The sequence below is a fragment of the Cryobacterium sp. Hh7 genome, from assembly GCF_004403155.1.
Taxonomy (GTDB): Bacteria; Actinomycetota; Actinomycetes; order Actinomycetales; family Microbacteriaceae; genus Cryobacterium; species Cryobacterium levicorallinum.
The window spans coordinates 1-20135 of sequence record NZ_SOHG01000049.1; the positions used below are offsets into that span (position 1 = coordinate 1).

Annotated in this window: 18 protein-coding genes, 1 tRNA gene and 2 pseudogenes; 14 read left to right on the top strand and 7 right to left on the bottom strand. The window is 62.0% G+C overall.

Annotated elements, in window-relative coordinates; translation table 11 throughout:
- Nucleotides 1-93: 93 nt before the first annotated feature.
- Both E3T43_RS13685 and E3T43_RS13690 read left to right on the top strand, forming a co-directional pair.
- Nucleotides 94-683, top strand: a pseudogene (locus E3T43_RS13685) (transposase); the annotation flags it as partial.
- 130 nt (nt 684-813) lie between these two features.
- Nucleotides 814-2310 (top strand): IS1182 family transposase, encoded by a 1497-nt coding sequence (locus tag E3T43_RS13690; RefSeq protein ID WP_241978991.1) that lies wholly within the window; start codon nt 814-816, stop codon nt 2308-2310.
- A gap of 482 nt (nt 2311-2792) precedes the next feature.
- On the opposite strand, the gene E3T43_RS13695 is transcribed toward E3T43_RS13690, so the two are convergent.
- Together E3T43_RS13695 and E3T43_RS13700 are read right to left on the bottom strand one after the other, a co-directional pair.
- Nucleotides 2793-3482: a restriction endonuclease gene (locus E3T43_RS13695; protein ID WP_134472842.1), complete on the bottom strand. Its 690-nt coding sequence runs from the start codon at nt 3480-3482 to the stop codon at nt 2793-2795.
- Nucleotides 3483-3918: 436 nt separating this feature from the next.
- Nucleotides 3919-4425, bottom strand: coding sequence for a DUF1643 domain-containing protein (locus tag E3T43_RS13700; protein WP_134472843.1), 507 nt, complete (start codon nt 4423-4425; stop codon nt 3919-3921).
- A 109-nt stretch (nt 4426-4534) separates the two neighbouring features.
- On the opposite strand from E3T43_RS13700, the gene E3T43_RS13705 reads away from it, so the two are divergent.
- The 8 genes and pseudogenes from E3T43_RS13705 (at nt 4535) to E3T43_RS13740 (ending at nt 13151) form a co-directional block, all read left to right on the top strand.
- Nucleotides 4535-5674 carry a hypothetical protein gene (locus E3T43_RS13705; RefSeq protein WP_134472844.1) on the top strand — a complete coding sequence of 380 codons (1140 nt, stop codon included), beginning with the start codon at nt 4535-4537 and terminating at the stop codon, nt 5672-5674.
- Between the two features lie 268 nt (nt 5675-5942).
- Nucleotides 5943-6470, top strand: a pseudogene (locus tag E3T43_RS13710) (transposase); the annotation flags it as partial.
- Nucleotides 6455-8152, top strand: coding sequence for a sulfatase-like hydrolase/transferase (locus tag E3T43_RS13715; RefSeq protein WP_134472845.1), 1698 nt, complete (start codon nt 6455-6457; stop codon nt 8150-8152). The pseudogene E3T43_RS13710 and the gene E3T43_RS13715, both read left to right, overlap by 16 nt.
- A 119-nt stretch (nt 8153-8271) precedes the next feature.
- Nucleotides 8272-8964 (top strand): SUMF1/EgtB/PvdO family nonheme iron enzyme, encoded by a 693-nt coding sequence (locus E3T43_RS13720; protein WP_198414370.1) that lies wholly within the window; start codon nt 8272-8274, stop codon nt 8962-8964.
- A 368-nt stretch (nt 8965-9332) separates the two neighbouring features.
- Nucleotides 9333-9974, top strand: a complete 642-nt coding sequence (locus E3T43_RS13725; RefSeq protein WP_134472846.1) for an ABC transporter permease — start codon at nt 9333-9335, stop codon at nt 9972-9974.
- On the top strand, nt 9967-11292 hold the full coding sequence (locus E3T43_RS13730) for an ATP-binding cassette domain-containing protein (RefSeq protein ID WP_370449969.1): 1326 nt from the start codon (nt 9967-9969) through the stop codon (nt 11290-11292). The genes E3T43_RS13725 and E3T43_RS13730 overlap by 8 nt, the downstream gene beginning before the upstream one ends.
- A gap of 119 nt (nt 11293-11411) precedes the next feature.
- On the top strand, nt 11412-12116 hold the full coding sequence (locus E3T43_RS13735) for an ABC transporter permease (RefSeq protein ID WP_134472868.1): 705 nt from the start codon (nt 11412-11414) through the stop codon (nt 12114-12116).
- Nucleotides 12117-13151, top strand: coding sequence for a glycine betaine ABC transporter substrate-binding protein (locus tag E3T43_RS13740; protein WP_134472847.1), 1035 nt, complete (start codon nt 12117-12119; stop codon nt 13149-13151).
- A gap of 50 nt (nt 13152-13201) precedes the next feature.
- On the opposite strand, the gene E3T43_RS13745 is transcribed toward E3T43_RS13740, so the two are convergent.
- A complete protein-coding gene (locus tag E3T43_RS13745; protein ID WP_134472848.1) occupies nt 13202-13684 on the bottom strand; it encodes a hypothetical protein in 483 nt (160 codons plus the stop codon).
- Between the two features lie 72 nt (nt 13685-13756).
- On the opposite strand from E3T43_RS13745, the gene E3T43_RS13750 reads away from it, so the two are divergent.
- On the top strand, nt 13757-14494 hold the full coding sequence (locus E3T43_RS13750; protein ID WP_134472849.1) for a potassium channel family protein: 738 nt from the start codon (nt 13757-13759) through the stop codon (nt 14492-14494).
- 188 nt (nt 14495-14682) lie between these two features.
- On the opposite strand, the gene E3T43_RS19775 is transcribed toward E3T43_RS13750, so the two are convergent.
- The 3 genes from E3T43_RS19775 to E3T43_RS13765 form a co-directional block, all read right to left on the bottom strand.
- Nucleotides 14683-14967: a hypothetical protein gene (locus E3T43_RS19775; protein WP_134472850.1), complete on the bottom strand. Its 285-nt coding sequence runs from the start codon at nt 14965-14967 to the stop codon at nt 14683-14685.
- A gap of 81 nt (nt 14968-15048) precedes the next feature.
- Nucleotides 15049-15459 (bottom strand): hypothetical protein, encoded by a 411-nt coding sequence (locus tag E3T43_RS13760; RefSeq protein ID WP_134472851.1) that lies wholly within the window; start codon nt 15457-15459, stop codon nt 15049-15051.
- A gap of 168 nt (nt 15460-15627) precedes the next feature.
- On the bottom strand, nt 15628-15915 hold the full coding sequence (locus E3T43_RS13765; protein WP_134472852.1) for a helix-turn-helix transcriptional regulator: 288 nt from the start codon (nt 15913-15915) through the stop codon (nt 15628-15630).
- 114 nt (nt 15916-16029) lie between these two features.
- On the opposite strand from E3T43_RS13765, the gene E3T43_RS13770 reads away from it, so the two are divergent.
- Nucleotides 16030-16917 carry a site-specific integrase gene (locus E3T43_RS13770; RefSeq protein ID WP_134472853.1) on the top strand — a complete coding sequence of 296 codons (888 nt, stop codon included), beginning with the start codon at nt 16030-16032 and terminating at the stop codon, nt 16915-16917.
- Nucleotides 16914-18668 (top strand): hypothetical protein, encoded by a 1755-nt coding sequence (locus E3T43_RS13775; protein ID WP_134472854.1) that lies wholly within the window; start codon nt 16914-16916, stop codon nt 18666-18668. Before E3T43_RS13770 ends, E3T43_RS13775 begins: the two co-directional genes overlap by 4 nt.
- A 224-nt stretch (nt 18669-18892) precedes the next feature.
- Here E3T43_RS13775 and E3T43_RS13780 read toward each other — a convergent pair.
- Nucleotides 18893-18976 (bottom strand) — tRNA-Leu (locus E3T43_RS13780).
- Between the two features lie 407 nt (nt 18977-19383).
- Here E3T43_RS13780 and E3T43_RS13785 point away from each other — a divergent pair.
- A complete protein-coding gene (locus E3T43_RS13785) occupies nt 19384-20133 on the top strand; it encodes a DUF3662 and FHA domain-containing protein (protein ID WP_134472855.1) in 750 nt (249 codons plus the stop codon).
- The last annotated feature ends 2 nt before the right edge of the window (nt 20134-20135 follow it).

Below are 20135 nucleotides of genomic sequence, written 5' to 3' on the forward strand. Positions count from 1 at the left end.
GAAACACGAACCCGCCGCAACTACGGCACACTAGAACCACACGAAAGTGGCCCTGTTTTCAGTTGGCAGAAATGGCCCCATTTTCAGTTGGCGTTAACAGTCCTGACCGACATCAAGAACCGTGGTGTGACCGGCACGTTCTTCCTGGTCTGTGACGGTTTGAAGGGGCTGCCCGACGTCGTCGGGAACGTGTGGCCGTTGACACGGTGCAGACGTGCATCATTCACCTCATTCGGAACACGTTCACGCTGTCCTCAAAGAAGGATTGGGATGCGATGAAACGAGCGGTGAAACCGATCTACACCGCTCCGACCGTCGACGCCGCACGGGCAGCGCTGGATGATCTGACCGAGATCTGGGGAAAGAAATACGGTGCGATCATCCGGTTATGGGAGTCGGCATAGGAAGAGTTCACCCCGTTCCTGTCCTACGACCCCGAGATCCGCCAAGTGATCTGCTCCACGAATGCGATCGAGTCACTCAATGCCCGGTACCGGCGGGCGGTGCGTGCTCGAGGACATTTCCCCACGGAGCAGGCCGCTCTAAAATGCTTGTATCTGGTCACGCGAAGTCTCGATCCCACCGGTGAGGGCCGAGCTCGATGGACAATGAGGTGGAAGCCCGCTCTCAACGCCTTCGCCATCACCTTCCACGACCGCTGGCCGAACGCAGAATCCTACTAATGAAAAACGCCGGAAACACCGTTACTGAGACACACCCGTTAGAAACGCTAGGAGCGTGGGTCAGTAGTACCAAAGTTTAAAACGCCGGTTGATTTCCCGGGCTTGGTGTGGTGGTCTGGGAAAATTGCTTATGAGCGATTCTGATGGTCTGTTTCCCGCGACGGAACTCGAGCACGTGGTTGTGGATGTCGGGGTCGAGGCTGGCGCTGGCGTGAAGAAACGTTTTCGGGCTTTCGAGCCGGCGGCGGTGATGTTGGTGCCGCCGTCGTTGGATGAGTGGTTGCCGCAGAATCACCTGTCTCGTTTCATCGCTGACATCGTTGAAACGCAGCTGGATCTGAAGAAGTTCTACGCGTCCTACGCCAAGTCGAAGGGCCAGCCGCCGTATGACCCTCGACTGATGGTCCGGGTGCTGCTGTATGGGTATTGCGTCGGGGTTCGGTCGTCGCGGGAGTTGGAGCGGGTCTGCGTGGACGTGGTCGCGTTTCGGTGGTTGGCCGCGCAGCAGGCACCGGATTTTCGTTCCATTGCCCGGTTCCGGAAACGGCACCTCTCCAGCCTGGGGAACGTGTTCTTGCAGGCGTTGGAGCTGTGCCGCGCTGCCGGAATGGTCTCGCTCGGGCAGGTCGCGTTGGACGGCACGAAGGTGCGTGCCAATGCGTCCCGGCGGAAGGCGATGAGCTACGCCCGGTTGACGGAGAAGCAGAAAGTCCTCGCCGATGAAGTGTCTGCCCTGCTGGCTGACGCCGACGCGATTGATGACGCTGAGGATGCTCGGTTCGGGAAAGACAAACGCGGTGATGAGTTGCCGCCGGAGCTCGCTCGGCGCCAGTCACGCTGGGTGAAACTGGCCCAAGCGCGCGCGGCGTTGGAGGCCGACGCGGCCGTCCGGGCTCGGAAAGAGGCCGAGAAGAAGGCCCGGGACAAGGGCGATGATGACGACGCTGCTGCGCAGAAGGGTGATGACGCGGCGAAGAATGCGGTCGTGAGCCCGAAGGCTCAACGCAACTTCACCGACCCTGACGCGCGGATCATGAAGACCGCCGAAGGGTCGTTTCATTACGCCTACAACGCACAGGCCATAGTTGATGCAGACCATCAGATCATCGTCGCGACGACGCTGACGAATATTGGCGTCGATGTTGAACAGGTCGTGCCGATGATCGAGAAACTTCAGAGCACGATGGGAGTTCTGCCCGGGCAGATCCTGGCGGATGCCGGGTATTGTTCAGCAGCAAATCTGGACTACGCCAAGACCATGGAAACGGCCGGCGACGGCCGGACCGAGTTCTTCATCGCGACCGGCCGCGTCAAGCACGGCGAACGAGTTCCCGAGGTTCCCCGGGGCCGGATCCCCGCCAATGCCACGCTGCGGGAGCGCATGGCTCGGAAACTCAAAACGAAGAAGGGCCGCGCCGTTTACGCGCGGCGCAAAGCGATCGTGGAGCCCGTGTTCGGCCAGATTCACACTCGACAAGGCAAATTCGTGCTGCTACGCGGGTTGGAGCAAGCAGCGCACGAGTGGGACCTGATCGCGGCCTGCCACAACCTGATGAAGCTACACACCATGCACACCAAGGCGCTCCTCGCCAAGCCGGCCGCGCTGATGGCCCGCCCGGCAACCTAAAGAGCAGGGCAGGACTGCCCTGGCGGGTGGTCCTGCCCTCGACTACACGTCGTCAACTCGGCGCTGGACCTATTTTCAGTCGGCGCATCAACACTTCCACGACCACCGCGCTCGAGAACCGCGTCAGCAGCGGGTCAACACTCGACCCACATTTCCTGGCATCAAATCCGAATAGTCATTACTGACCCACGCTCCTAGCAACCATTTTCTACGCTGACGAGCGAACAGCGTCCCACGCCGTGCCGAGAGTGTCGTGCTCATCCACGTCGTGGATCACCTTGTGAAAGCAAACCCTGCTCAGCGTCCGTCGCGTTAGCTCCATAGCCGATGTCGATAACTAAGCCCGTGGCGCGAGTCTTTCGCAGTGCATCGAACCGGGACTCGTCAGTCGTCGTAGCCTGCTTCGAACACGATCTGCAACAGGATTTTGCCACGCCGACATCGACGGCGCTTACCAGCTCGTGGCGCGCAAGGGGGGTCCGCTATGGCACGTCTAGCAATAATTCTGCCCCGGTACATGCACGAAAATGCATAAGGTGGGTGTCTACCTTCTCGGCATAGTCGCGGAGCTCTTCCAGGGTTACCGTCGCCAGGTCGAGGGCGTTAACCTCGTTGACAACCGCGATGACACCAGCTTGCCTCTGCCCCAGGCCCTCAAGATCGATCAGGAGCGCTGCAGGCATGTCTCTCACTGCCAATTCCTTCAATGCCTCGAAAGCGTCCAGCATGATTTGATTGACAGTGCCGAGACGATCGACATACGCAGCTTTGCGATCCCACATCAAGGAACGGTGGTTTGCTGCGAGAGCACTACCGTGCGCGTTGGCAGGGGTGACGGTATTCATCGCGTCGAATTGAAATAATGCGACGTCCGCGGTATCAGCAAAGATGATCGCCGCAGCAGTGTATCCGGAACTGGAATAGAAAAGCGCGTGATGGTTGCCGTGTGCTGCACCACGGAGGCGCTGCACGTCGGGCGCCCCGACTGGCTGCGTATGATGCTTGACCTGCGCGACAGCGTCAAGGCTGATGGCGTCCAAACCACCATCAGCGCCCGCGATTGTCGGCTGCGCGTCGATGAAACCGATAATCCGCATGTGCTCCACGGCGAGAATTTCCGCCATCCGCCATGTAAAGACTGAAACGCTATTCGTTGGTTCAGGATTGGTCATTGTTCCCCCAGATCAGCCCGAGAGGCAGGCCTGACGGCAGTCTAGGGGACACGATGCCCTCGAATCCTCGGAATAACTTTGACCGCGGATGCACTGCGACGGCACGGCCGGCGAGGGGCTGTCCCTCGCGCTCCCCCGAGTTGGGATATCACAGTGATATCACGTGCGAAAGCAAGACGGCGATGCCGTCACGAGCAAAGTGGAGCCGCTTTGCGGTACTGTCCGCTGGGACTTTTTGTCCTTTCTGGCGTTTCACCGTAGGGGTCTGAGTAGTAATGGAACGAAAACGTCCGCTAAGGGCTTGGTCATTCAGTCTTGGCTGAAGACTCATCGCATTCCAGGGTGTAGGTGGGGTCTGAATCCTCCGGCTTCGAGGAGCGAGCGACGTAGTTGGTGACATTGCGGAATCCGAGTGCGTCACCACTTTGGCAGCCTGCTACGCCAGGCTCCGTTGCAGACCTTGCCCCCAGGTAGGCCAGGGCACCGGTAATAGTTCTTTGGGCAGGTAGAGCGGATGACTCGGATACCCTCGCTTCGTTGTCCGCAAGCAGGTGAGCCTGTCAAATCCGGGAATCGAAAGCACCTCTTGGACGCGCTCTTGCTTCGCGTGCGCTCCCCATGCGGCGACAAGTACCTCATCGTTCGCGGCAGCGTCTTCCAGGTAGCGGTTGTTCTCGGGACCGATAGGATCCGCTGCCGTCCACAAGTCGGCCGGCTTCGTTGCCCGGAACGCGTAAACGTTCACGACGTTGAGCCCGCCGAGGCCCCAGTGCCGCGCGAATCCGATACACCGGCGAAGCGTCGGATCATCCGAGTACTCATCTGCGGTAGACGGGTTCAGCATCACGAACGTCGCGCGCGGTCCGTCAGACCAAACTCTGGAGAGACGATAACGATACGTTCGATCCTCCGAGAGTTCGGCTCGGCTATCGACTTCGGTCACACATCATCATCCCATAGTGTCCCGTGGCAGGGAAAAGGTCGTACTCGCCTGTGCTGTTGCCAAGGAAAGCACAGGTCAAGAGGCAAATGCCCGCTGCTAGGCTGAGCGCATGTTACGCCGCAGCCTGATCACGCCGACCGTTTTGCTCGCCATCGTGGTCCTCAGCGGATGCACCGTGGGCTCCCCGGTAGAACCGTCAGGGTCAGTCGCACCAACACCAGTGGCAGCGAGCATCTACACCTGCGACGACATTGCAGCTCTTGATGTCGTCGCGCCCGTTTTCGTCACCGCCGACGGAACCGCGCCGACCCCGATTGCCGCGATCCAGCCGGCTTATGCCCTCACCGAATACGCCGTGCCAGCCTTGGGGGGTCTGTCCTGCTCTTGGCGGGTCGGCCCCGCACTCACCAACCCGATGTACGACTCCGTTGGTTCCGACTGGGCTTACGTCAGCGTCAAGGTCGTTCCCGGCGGCGCAGACTCCTGGACGCCCTACGTGGTGGGCGACGGCTTCTCGCTCGGCGACGGCCCCTCCAGCACCCCGATGACCATCGTAGGCATAGAAGCGGCGACCGGGTGCAGCTACGACTCCGGCTGCTTCATCAGCGCACCGGTCGGCGATGACTGGGTCGAAATCGTGCTGAGCACGCGCTGGTATGGCCTCGACGGTGGATATTATTCCGGGCTGACGCCCGACGCGATCCTGGCGCAGATGCAGCCGCTCGCGGCATCCGTTTTCACCGCTCTGACGGATGCTCAGCCCGGCCAGTTGGTTTGGCCGGCGGTCGAGCTGGTCGAACGCGAATCCGACTGCACCGGCGCGCTCGGGTCGCAGGGCATCGCCACGGCGCTCGGCGTCGACTCGTTCGAATACGAAGTCTGGCCCGTAGCAAGCGGCTCGACCTCCTTCGAGAACTACGTGGCGCAGCGGGCCGGGGTATTCCGCTGCGGCGTGCGGGCCGACGGCGTCCCGGTCGACTTGATGGCCGCCGGCATCCCGGGCACCTCGGTCATGGTCGGCTACGACCTGGCCGGACTCGTCGACACGATGGTCTCCACACCAGACAGCCAGGCCCTGCCGACGATTGCGCTGAAGGGCGCGGTCGAGGGTGAGCACGCCGTGCAGATCTGCTCCGACATCGGGCCGTTCTGCATCATGATCTTCTCACTCGGCCAGTCGGCCTACCAGGTCGAGTCGAACAGTGACACGGTGGCGATCGCCGAGGCGATCATCGCCCACACCCGCTAGTGGTCATGTTGTAAGTTCGTCGGGGGTTTAGGTCCGCAGCCAGCCGTGCAAACAGTCACAACAAGGTTCATGGTGAGGTCCTCGGGGATACCGTTCGCGTCCCGGGACCCGGCCCGGGGCGAGCGGCTCCGGGTACACCGCCGGCGCCGCGGCCTCGCCGCTGTAATCGACGCCGTCAATGACGTTGCCGTGCCACGGGCCTGGGACTGTCTCTTAAACGGTGTTTCCGGCCTGACGCGCTGGACGTGGGTCTGGCGGGAAAGGTGCCGTGATGACGACACTTGATGCTGTGACTGAGAAAACGAAATCTGAGTCCAGCCGTGAGGCGGTGGCCGCGAAGGAATGGGTGCGCCTGGCCAAGGAGCAGGGCTTGGCTCTGGACGGTCCTGAAGGGCTGCTGGGCCAGTTCACGAAAACGTTCCTGGAGACGGCTCTGAACGAGGAAATGACTGAGCATCCCGATCATGAGAAGAACCGTGCCCCGGACGAGCGTGACGAATCCAACGTGCGCAACGGGACCCGGCCCAAAACGGTGATCAGCCCCTCGACGGGGCCGGTGACCATCCAAGTGCCTCGTGACCGGGACGCCACGTCCACTCCGGTGATCGTGCCGAAACGACAACGCCGTTTGACCGGGGTCGAGGAGATTGTGCTGTCGTTGTATGCCCGCGGCCTCACGACCGGGGAGATCAGCGCACACTTCAACCAGATCTACGGTGCGCAGGTCTCCAAAGAGACCATCTCCCGCATCACGGACAAGATGATCGAGGAGATGCAAACGTGGCAGTCCCGCCCCTAGAAACTGCCCCTTTTTATACCTATCTCGCGTTTGGTGCGACCCACGTCCCGCACCACGTGGCCCCGGAATGGATCGAGAAGTACCGTGGCCAGTTCGACGGCGGATGGGACGTGCAACGCACGCAGACCCTCGAACGCCAGAAGCGTCTCGGCCTCGTTCCCGCCGACGCCGAGCTCGGCCCGTGGGCCGAGGGCGTGCCGTCCTGGGACGATCTCGACGATGAGGCTCGCGCCGTGGCGGCCCGGTTCATGGAGACCTACGCCGGCTTCGCCGAGCACACCGATGCCCAGGTCAGCCGCCTCATCGACGAACTCGAACGCCTTGGCGAACTCGATAACACCCTTATCGTGTACCTGCTCGGCGACAACGGCGCCTCGGGTGAGGGCGGAATCGAAGGCACTCTGCACGAGCACCTCGTCGGGCACGGCATCCCCGACAACACCGCCGATATGGCCAAAAAGCTCGACTCTTTCGGCGATGCGACGACCTACTTGATCTACCCGGTCGGCTGGGCGTTGGCCATGAACGCCCCGTACCAGTGGACCAAGCAGGTCGCGAGCCACTTCGGCGGCACCCGTGACGGTATGATCCTGCGTTGGGGCGACAAGATCAAGGACACGGCCGCCGGCACGGTGCGGCACCAATTCCACCACATCATCGACATCCTGCCGACGATCCTCGAAGCGACCGGGCTGCCAGCACCAGAGAGTGTCAACGGGATCACGCAGAGCCCGATCGAGGGCACCTCGATGCTCTACACCTTCGCCGACGCCGAGGCGCCCGACCAACACACCACCCAGTACTTCGAAATGTGCGGCAACCGAGGCATTTACCACGAGGGCTGGATGGCCGTCACGCGGCACGGCACCCCGTGGCTGATGCTGCCCGACGGTCTGCCCGCTTTCGAGGACGACGTCTGGGAGCTGTACGACACATCCATCGATTGGACTCAGGCTCACGACCTCGCGGCCGCGCTGCCCGAAAAACTCGCAGAGCTCCAGGCAATTTTCGTGACCGAGGCCACCAAATACGAAGTGTTCCCACTCGACGACCGAGTCACGGAGCGGGAGAACCCGTTCCTCGCCGGACGCATCGACCTGCTCGCTGGCAAGGACTCGATGACGTACACGGCCGGGATGGGCCGCTTCACCGAAGAAACCACGATGAACACCAAGAATCGTTCGCACACGATCACCGCGAGTATCGTGATGCCCAGCGACCTGGCCGACACCGTGTCCGGGGTCCTCATCGCCCAGGGCGGTCGTTTCGGCGGCTGGTCTCTGTATTGCCTGGATGGCGTGCTCACCTACGCGTACAACTGCTACGGCACCTACCGATTCACCGTTCGCTCCATGACGACACTCGCCGCCGGCGCCCACGAACTGCAGATGCACTTTGACTATGACGGGGGCGGCCTCGGTCGGGGTGCAACGATCACCCTGCTCGACGGGAACACCATCATCGGCTCCGGACGCATCGACCGCACCACGGCGTACTACTTCTCCTTCGACGAGACACTTAACATCGGCGTCGACCTTGGCACCCCGGTGACCGAGGACTACCTACCGCTCGACAACGGCTTCACCGGAGAGATAAATTTCGTCCGTATCGACGTGCTCGAGGATGCCGTAACTGGCACCGAAGAGGACATAACACGGCACGTCCTGGCCCACCAGTGAGCGGGCACTGCTGCAGCCCTAACGCAGAGAGACTGCCAGCAGGCGACAGGTCTGCGGGGGCCAGAACCGGGCCTCCCCTCACCGAGAACGAGGCCGGACGGGGCACGTTGGGTGACGCCGTGAACCTGCCCGGCGGCGCATTTTCAATGGGCAGCGATGACCCGCTCGCCTACCCCGACGATGGTGAGGGGCCGGCGCGCACTGTGACGGTCGGCGCGTTCCGCATCGAGACCACAACGGTCACCAACACCCAGTTCGGTGCCTTCATCGCCGCAACCGGGTATCGCACCGACGCCGAACGGTACGGCTGGTCGTTCGTCTTCGCCGGCGAGCTGCCCGACGTGTTTCCGCCGACGCGCGGAGCCGTGCAGGCTCCTTGGTGGCGTCAAATTGAAGGCGCCACCTGGAACTTGCCAGGCGGACCACTCGGCCGCCTGACCGCGCTCCCCGAGCACCCGGTCGTGCACTGGAATGACGCCAACGCATACGCAACGTGGATCAAAGGCCGACTGCCCACCGAGGTCGAGTGGGAGTATGCAGCCCGCGGCGGGCTCGTGCAGCAGAATTTTCCGTGGGGGTCCGACCGAGAACCCGGCGGCCAGCACCGCATGAACGTCTGGCAGGGAACTTTTCCATCGAGCAACAACGAAGCGGACGGATGGTACGCGACCGCACCAGCGCGATCATTCGAACCCAACGCCTACGGACTCTTCAACATGACCGGCAACGTCTGGGAATGGTGCTCGGACTGGTTCACGCCCGGCCAGAACCGAGTCGCCAAGGGCGGGTCATTCCTCTGCCACGAGTCGTAGTGCCGACGCTACCGGGTATCGGCCAGGCAAGGCCTCAGCCCAGATTCAACAACCGGCAACACCGGATTCCGCTGCGTCATTTCCTAACGGGTGCCCTGCAACGTTGTCGTTCGTCGAAGCACTACGGGCGCTCACTCGACGCACCTCACAGGGTGACCGCAGGCCGCGACATCCACCAAACGGCAGCCGCGAAGAAGAAAAGCACATCAGATTGTCTCAACAACTTGACGGGCGCAGCAGGTGATGGAACCGTGACGTCTCGCTGCGCGTCTGGGAGAGTTGTCGTGCCAGACTGGTCCCTTCATCTCCCGTCAGCCTTCGGTTGTGGCGGTGGGTTTGGTGTGTGATCGAAGCGAAGAGGTTTTGATGTGTGGGATTTTTTAGGGGATCAGTTTGAGCAGATTCTGTTCAGCAGCTGGCAGCACTTCAGCCTCGTCGTACAGTGCCTGATTCTGGCGACAGTTATCGCCGTCGTGCTAGCCGCCCTCGTTTACCGAAGTTCCGCGCTCACCGGAGTTGCCAACTCGGTGTCGGCCATTGGCCTGACCATCCCATCGTTCGCGTTCATCGGGCTGCTCATCGCGCCGCTCGGCTTCGGCGTCGTTCCGGCCGTCATCGTCGTAGCGTTCTTCGCTACGCTCCCCATTCTGCGCAACGCGGTCGTGGGCCTATCAGGTATAGCACCGTCGATCGTGGAATCCGCCCGCGGCCTCGGCATGAGCCGGTTCCGCACGCTCCTGCAGGTAGAACTGCCCATGGCGTGGCCGATCATCCTCACAGGCATTCGGGTATCCGCCCAAATGGTCATGGGAATCGCCGCGATCGCCGCATATTCCCTCGGCCCAGGCCTGGGCGGATTCATCTTCTCCGGCCTCTCCCGCCTCGGCGGCGCCAACTCCCTCGAGTCGGTGCTGACGGGCGTCATCGGCGTTGTTGTGCTCGCTCTTATTCTTGATCTCCTTCTCGTCGGCCTTGGCCGCCTGACCACACCCCGAGGTATTCGTGTCTGAACTCATTGCATCCACCAGCGCAGAATCGACCAGCACCGAAGATTCCCCGACCGGCATCACCGGTGCGAACATCCTGCTGGACCACGTCACCAAGCGTTTCCCCGGCCAGGCGCGCCCCGCCGTCGACGGTCTGACCATGGAGATCCCGGCCGGCAAGATCATCATGCTCGTCGGCCCCTCAGGCTGCGGCAAGACCACCACCTTGAAAATGATCAACCGACTCATCGAACCGACCGAAGGCCGTATCGTCGTCGACGGTGACGACGTGACCAATATGAACGGCGATACCCTGCGCCGAGGCATCGGCTATGTCATCCAGGCCGGAGGGCTCTTCCCCCACATGACGGTGGCCACCAACATCGGTATCGTACCGAAAATGCTCGGCTGGGACAAAGCCCGCATCGCGGCCCGCGTCGACGAACTCCTCGAGCTCGTCTCCCTCGACCCGGCACTCTACCGAAACAGGTACCCCAAGGAACTGTCCGGCGGTCAGCAGCAACGCGTCGGCGTGGCGCGCGCCCTCGCGGCCGACCCGCCCGTTTTACTCATGGACGAGCCCTTCGGCGCCGTCGACCCGATCACCCGCCTGCGCCTGCAGGACGAACTGCTCAACATCCAGGAAGAACTGCAGAAGACCATCGTCTGCGTCACCCACGACTTCGACGAAGCCGTCAAGCTCGGCGACTGGATCGCCATCTTCAACGAGAGCGCCCAGCTCGAACAATACGACACCCCAGAACGTATCCTCGGCGACCCTGCCAATGAGTTCGTCGAAAACTTCATCGGGTCCGGCGCCGGCCTCAAACAGCTCACCCTAACCCGGGTGGCAGAGGTCGGGTTCGGCGACGCCGTCGTGGGAAGCCCCGGCGAACGGGCAGCGGATGTCCTGGCGCGCGTGGCCGACGCTGGCCACGGCCACGCGGTCATCGTCGATGAGCGGCACCGTCCCATCCAGTGGCTCTCCCGGCGCAAGCTTGGCCGCCTCGAGGTCATTAGCAACGTTACCGACCCGAAACTTCCGGTCGTCGGCTACCGTGCCACGCTTAATGATGCACTCGACACAATGCTCGTCTCCAGCGCCGGAGCCGCGCTCGTCACCGGCCGCCGCGACATGTTCAAGGGCGTCATCGATGTACAGACCGTCATGGACGCCATTACCCGGTCACAGACCGCTGCCGTGCTCGAGTCGGACCAAGCGCCCGTCGGACTGAACACCGGTGTGTTCCAAGAGCAGGCGCCTGCCGCCGACGCCGAACTGAATGAGGCCGATAGCAGTGATGCTAATAGCAGTGATGCTGATGCGCGGGCCGTGCAGTGAGTACCCGCACGGTGACTACAGAAGCCGGCAGTGCCGGCGGCGACTCCGCTATCGAAACACCCGGCGACCAGGCCGTACCCGTCAGTCACGCCCGCGCGGTATGGCAGTCCTGGCGTGGACTGGTTTACCAGCTGGCCGGCATTCTGCTCGCGTTCCTCGCGCTCGTCATCTGGCTACTGACAGCTAACCTCTCTCCGATCGAACTCACCACCCTCGCCCCGGACGCGCTCTGGGTCTACACCGTGGAGCACATCCAACTCACCCTCCTCGCCGCGGCGATCGTATTGGTTATCGCAATTCCCCTGGGAATCGCCCTGACCCGGCGACCCCTGCGGCTTTTGACCGCTCCGGTGCTCGCGATCGCCAACGTCGGGCAAGCCGCCCCCGCAATCGGCGTCGTCGTACTCCTCGCATTTTGGGTTGGCTTCGGCTTTTGGGCAGCGACGCTCAGCCTCGTGCTCTACGCGGTGCTCCCGGTGCTGCGAAACACCATGGTCGGCCTGCAACAGGTCGACGCCCGCCTCATCGAAGCCGGACGTGGCATGGGCATGAGCTCCACAGCCGTGCTCTTTCGCGTGGAGCTCCCCCTCGCCGTGCCAGTCATGCTGTCAGGTGTGCGTACCGCCCTCGTTCTGCTAGTCGGCACCGCAGCCCTGGCCACATTCGTCAACGGCGGCGGACTGGGCATCCTCATCACCACGGGCGTCAATCTCAGCCTCACCCCCGTGCTCGTCACCGGGGCCCTGCTCGTTGCGCTACTCGCCCTCCTCATCGACTGGATCGGCCGTGTGGTCGAACACGTCGCCCGCCCGAAGGGACTCTAGATGTACCGCACTTCTTCACGCACCCGCCCTCGCGCCCGCGGGCCCCTCGGTCGCTGGGGCCTCGCCACGGGTATCCTCGCCCTGTCCGCCGTCACCTTGACCGGCTGTGGACTGCAGCCGGCGACCTCCTACATTCCCGCGGTCGGACCCGGGTCGATCACCCCGCTCGACGGCGCCGACGGCGTCAACCTCACAGTCACGTCCAGGAGCTTCACCGAGCACCTACTGCTCGGCAAAATCGCCGTCCTCGCCGGGACCGCCGCCGGATTCGACGTCACAGACCTCAGTAACGTGCCCGGCAGCCAGCCGACCCGCGAACTGCTTCTCTCTGGCCAGGCCGACATACTCTGGGAATACACCGGAACCGCATGGCTGACCTACCTCGGCCAGACCGAGGCGATCACTGACCAGAACGAAATGTGGCAAGCCGTATACGACCTCGATATCAAAAACGGTGTCACCTGGGGCGCGCCAGCACCAATGAACAACACCTACGCCCTCGCCGTACGCAGTGAGGCAGTCGCCGACCTCGGCAACATCACAGCCCTGTCCGAACTTGCCGCGTTACCCGTCGCAGATCGCACCTTCTGCGTCGACTCCGAATTTAACTCCCGGCCAGACGGCATGAACCCCATGCTCACCCACTACGGACTAGAACGTGGCACCGCCAACGGCGTGCCCGCCAACAACATCGGCATCTACGACACCGGTGCCATCTACAGCGCAACCGACAACGGCGACTGCAACTTCGGCGAAGTCTTCACGACTGACGGTCGCCTCGACGCGCTCGACCTCACCGTCCTGGCCGACGACCTCGCATTCTTCCCGGCATACAACGTGGCGCCGATCTTCTTCACCGAGACGCTCGAGGCCCACCCCGGCCTGGAAGAGATCTTCGCCAAAATATCGCCCCGGCTCACCGACGAAGTTCTACGCGGCATGAACCGTCAAGTTGACGTCGACGGCGCCGAACCCGCCAACGTGGCCTACGCCTGGATGATCAAGGAAGGTTTCATCACCGACCCAACCAGCTAACCAGACACAGGCGACGGATACCGCAAACAACACGATCGTCCGGACCAACATCACAGAGACACGACAGGCGGGCGGGCGCTCGAGCAGCTCATCATCAAACCCAGGGCGACCAGCTTCAATGTCCCCGAAGTGCCGACCCGACACGGTGACACGTAGGCCAACAGCGATGACGATACGACGAACAGGCTCGTGGCATGGGTCACGCCATCCAACCAGAAACGACCCGCGTGCGTGCTCCGACGAGGCAGCACAGTGCCGAGGGTGGCATCGTTGACCCGGGTCACGATCCGGTCGCCCCGATACGCGGCCAGACCATCACGCAGCGACGACGTCCCGCCCCGCACAGAGCCAGCACCCATCCGGTAGGCCTGCGCCCGACTGTTCAGGTCAGTAACTGTCACGTTCTGCTGCGCAACCATGATCGCGTTCTTACCCGCCTCATCATCGTGCTGCCACGCCGCGAACACATCACCGGCCATCCGAAAGAAGAGACAAAGCCGGTCGCGATAGCGCTGTAGCGACCAGGCGACCACCCACTCTGACGTAAGACGTGATTGACGAACGTCACTCGCGATCAGGGGCCCAAAGGCTGACATCATCAAGGCATGACCCAATCTCGCTGGCAACACCTCTCTGAATGGCCACTCACTGTCGCCGCAGTGATATTTCTCGTCGCCTACACGTGGGAAGTCATCGGAGACCTCCACGGCGCTGCTTACATCGCGACCGAAACAGTAATTACCGCCACCTGGGCCATATTCGCACTGGACTATCTGGTCAACCTCACTCTTGCACCCAACCGGTGGAAATGGTTCTACACACACGTCTTCGACCTTCTGATCGTTGTTCTTCCTCTTCTCCGGCCACTCCGACTACTTCGCCTAGTCACCCTGCTGGCGGTGCTCCAACGCACCGCCGGTGCCGCCTTCCGAGGCCGCGTCGTCATCTACGTCGCCGGTGCAACGGCCCTGCTTGTATTCGTCGCCGCACTCGCTGTCCTCGACAGCGAACGGACCACCTCGGACCCGACCATCACTAATTTCGGTGACGCTCTCTGGTGGGCATTCGTCACCGTGACAACGGTCGGATACGGCGATTTTGCTCCTGTGACAACACAAGGACGCCTGATAGCCGGCGGGCTCATGCTCGGCGGCGTAGCCCTCCTCGGCGTCGTGACAGCGACCCTCGCCTCCTGGATCGTTGAGCGCGTTTCACAGCAGGAAGAGGATAAACAAGCGGCGACACGCGGCGAGATCCGAGCCCTGGAAGAACAACTCGCTCAGCTCCAGCACACATTGAATGAGCGCGCCAGCACCGCGAAATTAGCCGTAAACGATCGCTGAGTTCTGCCTGTAAAGGGAACGCTCACCGTTCTGAACCAGCACTAGCACAGAGCACGGTCTACGAGATTCTGATCAGAGAACACATGGTACCTGGCAGGACCGGAACCGCCACCGAAACCATCTGCGCCGAACAAGCACCCCTGACCTTGTAGGTAGCGGAAGATGTCAACCTTTATGAGTCAGTTTCTTTAGGCGGTCATTGAGTTCTTTCCTTCCTTTTCGGGTTCGTTGATCCAGGTCGTCGTCGGGAACGTGGGAGGCTGCGGGTGCTGCCGAACGAAGCGCTCGGGGTGCTCGGTATATGCCGTCGTGAGGACGCGGGCGCGGGCGTGCTGAACGGCGGATGCGCGGCCGTGGTGAACGTTGAACGGGGTATGCATTCCGATGCCCGAATGACGATGTTCAGCGTTGTACCAGTCGTAGAATTCGGTGCAGCCCGCTTTAAGCGTGGTTCCGTGTACGCTCCGGGCCATTTCCGCCTTTGCACGAGCACGAGCACGAGCACGAGCACGAGCAGAATGCTGGACCAACTGACGAGCAGGCTGGTTGAGAACCTAGACGGGTTCCGCAGGATCTGTCGGCCAGCATTGATCGTCGGCCAGCAATTCACGGACTGTCTCAAACTGCTGCGCCCAGCTCATGAGATCGGCAAGCTGCATCAACGTCTCACCCCGGTTAATTCGAACGATGCGGTCATAGCTCATCCCGGGCGGCATTGCCGATAACCCCCCGCCTGACATTGGCTTCGCCAGGAACGCTTCCAAGCCCAGGCCTTGAGCAAGTACGGCTTCACGGACGCCGTTTGCAACCCTGTGTTGCAACTGGGCGGCCAGAAACCGGGGATCAGATGCGTCTATGCCCGGGGCGGGTTGAAGCAGGGCGGATGACCTCCCGAACTGCTTCCGCACGGCCACCATGCTTCGTGGCTCATATTTGAATCCACCGGCCGCGGTCTGAAACTTCATACTTGCAGGCTAGCAATTTGAGATGAATTTACTACCTGGGAATGGTAATAACCCGCTCCGAGAAAGCATAATTGTGCCAAAAGTTAGGGAGATTCCCTATTTTTGCTCGACACCAGGCCCGCACCTGTGCGCATAGAACAGGCTGTGAATACATATTTCGATCAGTCGTCAGTTCAGGCCATCAGAATAGGTCGGCCACAGCGTGATTTTGAGGCCGAGCTCCAACCTGGCGAGGGTGGACGTGTCCGGCCAGGACATCCCGTTGAGAACGGTGCCGATGCTCGCCCGGTCAACGCCGGTCTCACGGGCAATCTCGCGAATACTGCGGCTGCCCATGGCGTCCCGCAGGTTCAGCACGAATTGCCGCGCTATCTCAGCGACAGGGTCGTCGCTCCGCGTCGTCGGCCACTCGACACACAGCTCGTGTGGGGTGACACGAGTTGGGCGCGGGCTCATGCCAAAAGCATATCCGCCCACATAGGCTCCTTCGCCAGTTCTCTGAATGACGACATCTGTGCTTTACTGAATGGCTGCAGTTACAGCCAGATGAGTGAGGGGGTGCGCGCGACCATGACCAAATACAAACCCCAGCGCGCCTCCGCCGAATGGCCAGCTATCGAATCGTTCGTCAAAGATGCCTGCTCCCTCGCCGCCCCGCACACCACCTACGCCGCCTCGATGCTCCTCACGGTCACGAGCGCCTACGTGCTGTGGTGCGTGAATGCCCAGGGGTGGCCGATGCAGACCGACGTCGTCTTCAGCCGCCAAGCCATCGACATGTACTGCACCCAGGAGAGTCCCGCACGTTCGGAGGGCACGCGCCGCAACTACCGCGCCATACTCATGCGCGTTTCCGAAGTCGTCGCCCCCGAAGAACACCCCGACACAATGACCCCGCTTGCTCGTAAGCGCGTCGCCGAACCCTACAGCGCCAGCGAGATTGCAGAGTTCTCGATGTGGGCACTCGGCCAAGTCACCGGTGAAAAGCGGCGGCGCGCAATGCTCATGCTCGTATTGTGCGCTGGCGCCGGGCTCAGGCCCAGCGACGTCAGCACGATTTATCCCGACGATGTCCTTGTCGACGAACTCGGCATCGTTCTCACCATCCATGGCACGACGCCGCGCACGGTGCCTTTGCTTCACTCGTGGGAAGAGTGGATGGCCGCCATCCTGGAACAGTCACCTCATGACCTCCCGCTTTGGGGTCCGACGAATACCGTTCGGGCGAGCAACCTGCTGTCGAATTTCAGTCAATACACAGTGGGTCAGCGCCCCCGCAGCGACCGGCTGCGTGCGACCTGGATTGTTACCCACCTTCGGGCCGGCACCCGCATCAAGGAGCTCACTCGCGCGCTCGGAGTGGAGAAGTTTGAACACCTCCCGCGCTATCTGGAATATGTTCAAACACTGGACACTCCCCATTACCGAGCTGAGCTTCGAGACGCGGTCAGCCAGTGAACGCTCTCACCTCCGATGCCGCGCTGCTGGAAGAACGGATGCAGTCCACGTTCGGCATGACCCGACTGGACTACAAGCGCGAACGCGCCCGCGGCCCCGTCTCGCGCGCCTACCTCAACAACGCCATCCGCATCGTCGACAACTCCGGCGTCGTGACCAAACTTGTCGACTGGCGTCACGCGCGCTTGAAATCAAATGCCGGTGTCAAACCAACCATCCCTTTTCGCGCTGTGCTCGTACTCTTTCTCCTGCACGTGCAGCTGGGTTACGGCATCAATTACCACCGCATCGCGGAAACCCTCGACGTGCACTTCCACGCCGAAGAATTCGCCCTGCTCGGCATACAAAACCACGCCGGCGACCACGATGACTGGTACCAACGCCTGTGGCGCTCAGCGAATCGTATGATGGTTCTCATCGACCCCTACCCCGGTCCCCGCAACAAACGACTGACGCCGAACGCCTACGCGAAATTACTCGCGAAGCAAGCAACGCCGAAGGCCGTACGCAAGTCTGCACGCAATCTTGAGCGCCTGGACTGGCTCTGCGAACAACTCCTCCACACCAGTGTGCGCATGCTGCCCGCAGATATCTGGGCCAAATACACCGGCAACATCGCCGCCGATGCGACTCTGATTCCGGGAACCGGTCGACCTAACCCGACCGACCCGACCCTGCGGCGCGGCAATGCCGACTCGCACTCCGGACGCTACCGGCGCGAAGGCAGCCACGGCGGCCTGGGCGCTAAAACCGATAAGGCCGGTTACGAACTCGAAATCAGCGTCATGGTGTGGGACAAGCCTGGCCAGAACATGCTGTTCCCGTCTCTCATCACCGCCGTCGGTTTTCACCGGCCGGGAGAAATCATCGGGCACGGCGCAAAGCTCGTCGACTCCCACCAACGCCTCGGCTTCACCAGTGGCCTCGTCATCGTCGACCGTGCCTACAACGGAGAAAAAGCCCGCAACTTTCAGATTCCCGTGCGGCTGCGCGGCTGCGAACTCGTCATCGATTACAAGAAGACTGATCTCGGGCTGCAAAATCAGTGGGGCGGCCTCATTCTCGTCGACGGCAACTGGTACGTCACCTGGATGCCCCAAAACCTCATCGACGCCACCAAGAACTACAACACCCGTGAGCCCGACCCCACCAACCCGAAAAAGCCCCGGCGCCTCATCGACAAGAAGACCTTCAAGGCCTACCTCGACAACCGCAACGCCTATCGGATGAAGCCCAAGGGCCGTCCCGACAAAGACGGATTTCAACGTTTTCTCTACCCCACGCCCGGCAGCTATATGGCTATCGACCGTGTCAGTGGCAAACGAGTGGCCAAACCCTCAACACCCGTGAGTGTCACCATCCCCCTCGACGCCGGTGCACCGTCCGAACGAAACCAAGACCCCCGGCTCGCGGTGAAACACCTGCAGAAGTTCGCCTACAAATCAAAAGAACACCGCGAGCACTTCGGTATGCGCAGCCTCGTCGAGTCCGCCAACAAAACGCTCAAGGGTAAGAACTTCGAAGACCTCGCCAACGTCAGCAAACGCTCCGGCCGCGGCTTCGCCTTTAACTACCTCGCCGCGACACTCGCTGCCGTCTCCTCGAACCTGCGCAAAACCTACGACTTCTTCGTGAAGGCCGCCGAACTCGACCTCGGCGAGAAGCTTTCCCGTGAACGCCGCCGCAAAGAAGCTACCGGCACACCGCTGAGCGCACACAGCGCCCTACCGGCCCTGGCACCACCGCAGTAACAACAACCGCCACCCACTCCAGCACCAACCACCCGCGCACCGAAAGCTTCAGCCTGCCCACCCGCAGGCCATTTCCTATTTAAAAGGTCAACGCCGCCTCAACAGGCCCGATCGGCCCCGCCAACACCCTTAAAAACCGAGGGCCGGGCGAGTATTTCTACTCGACCGGCCTGTTCGCTTGGATTTCATGAAAACCACAACTCAATTTCCTGAAACACCCGCAGTGCGCGAGAGGGGACTTGAACCCCTACGTCCTTTCGAACACTGGCACCTGAAGCCAGCGCGTCTGCCAATTCCGCCACTCGCGCGAACTTAGGAATGCTAACACTGTGAGGGGGGTCAGCGCCATTCGACGGCGCGCCGCCCGGGCCGTGGGGGCCAAATTGAGCGTGATCGCGCCCGATATCGGTGGCCGCTACGGTAATTACCGGAGCAAGTACCCACATCGGGCGCACTCCCAACGGATGCCGCCGCTCGACTGCACCCACGAGATCCGCCCGCCCAGCCCCACCGCATCCGCACGCCCGCATCCGCACACCCGCGCGCGCCACATCCGCTCCAAAAAAGTCCAAAGGAATGCCCATAATGGGCCACGAATTCGGTCCAGGACCCTCCGCAGGTAGTATGACTGTTCGTGCCGTTTGCGCCTCCAAGGCGGGTTGTCACCCGAGACAAGTAACATGCTCATAGCCAAACGGACCGGATCGGGAGACCTGTGGGCATACTGGATAACTTTGAAAAGGGATTGGAGCGCGCCGTCAACGGAGCGTTCGCCAAGACCTTTCGATCGGGCTTGCAGCCGGTGGAAATTACCTCCGCGCTGCGTCGTGAGCTCGACACCAAAGCCGCGGTTGTCGCGCGGGATCGCATTCTCGCGCCCAATCGGTTCACCGTTCGCATGTCCCACACCGATTACGCCCGCATGAGCGCGCTCGGCGTGACCCTTATCGATGAGCTCACCGCCCTGCTGCAAAAACACGGCACCGAGCAGCGCTACCAGTTCACCGGCGGCATTGTGATCACCCTGCAAGACGACGGCAGCCTCAGCGAGGGTCTGGTGCAGATCGACTCCAGCACGGTAGCGACCAGTGTCGCCTGGACCCCGGTGCTCGACATCAACGGTACCCGGCATCCGCTGGTCAAGGCCCGCACCGTGATCGGTCGCGGCTCCGACGCCGACATCACCATCGACGACACCGGCACCTCCCGCCGTCACGTGGAGATTATCTGGGACGGCGCCCGCGCCCAGGTGCGGGACCTCGGCTCCACCAACGGTTCCCAGCTCAACGGTGCCCCGGTCAGCCAGGCCATCCTCGAACCCGATTCGATCGTCACCATCGGCCGCACCCGCATCGTCTTTCGCGTGCTCGCGCAGGCCTCCCACGAGACTCCGCGCGCGGCCGCACCGACCGACCCCGCCCCCGAACGCCACGACATGGGCGGATTCTGGGGGCCGAACGCATGAAC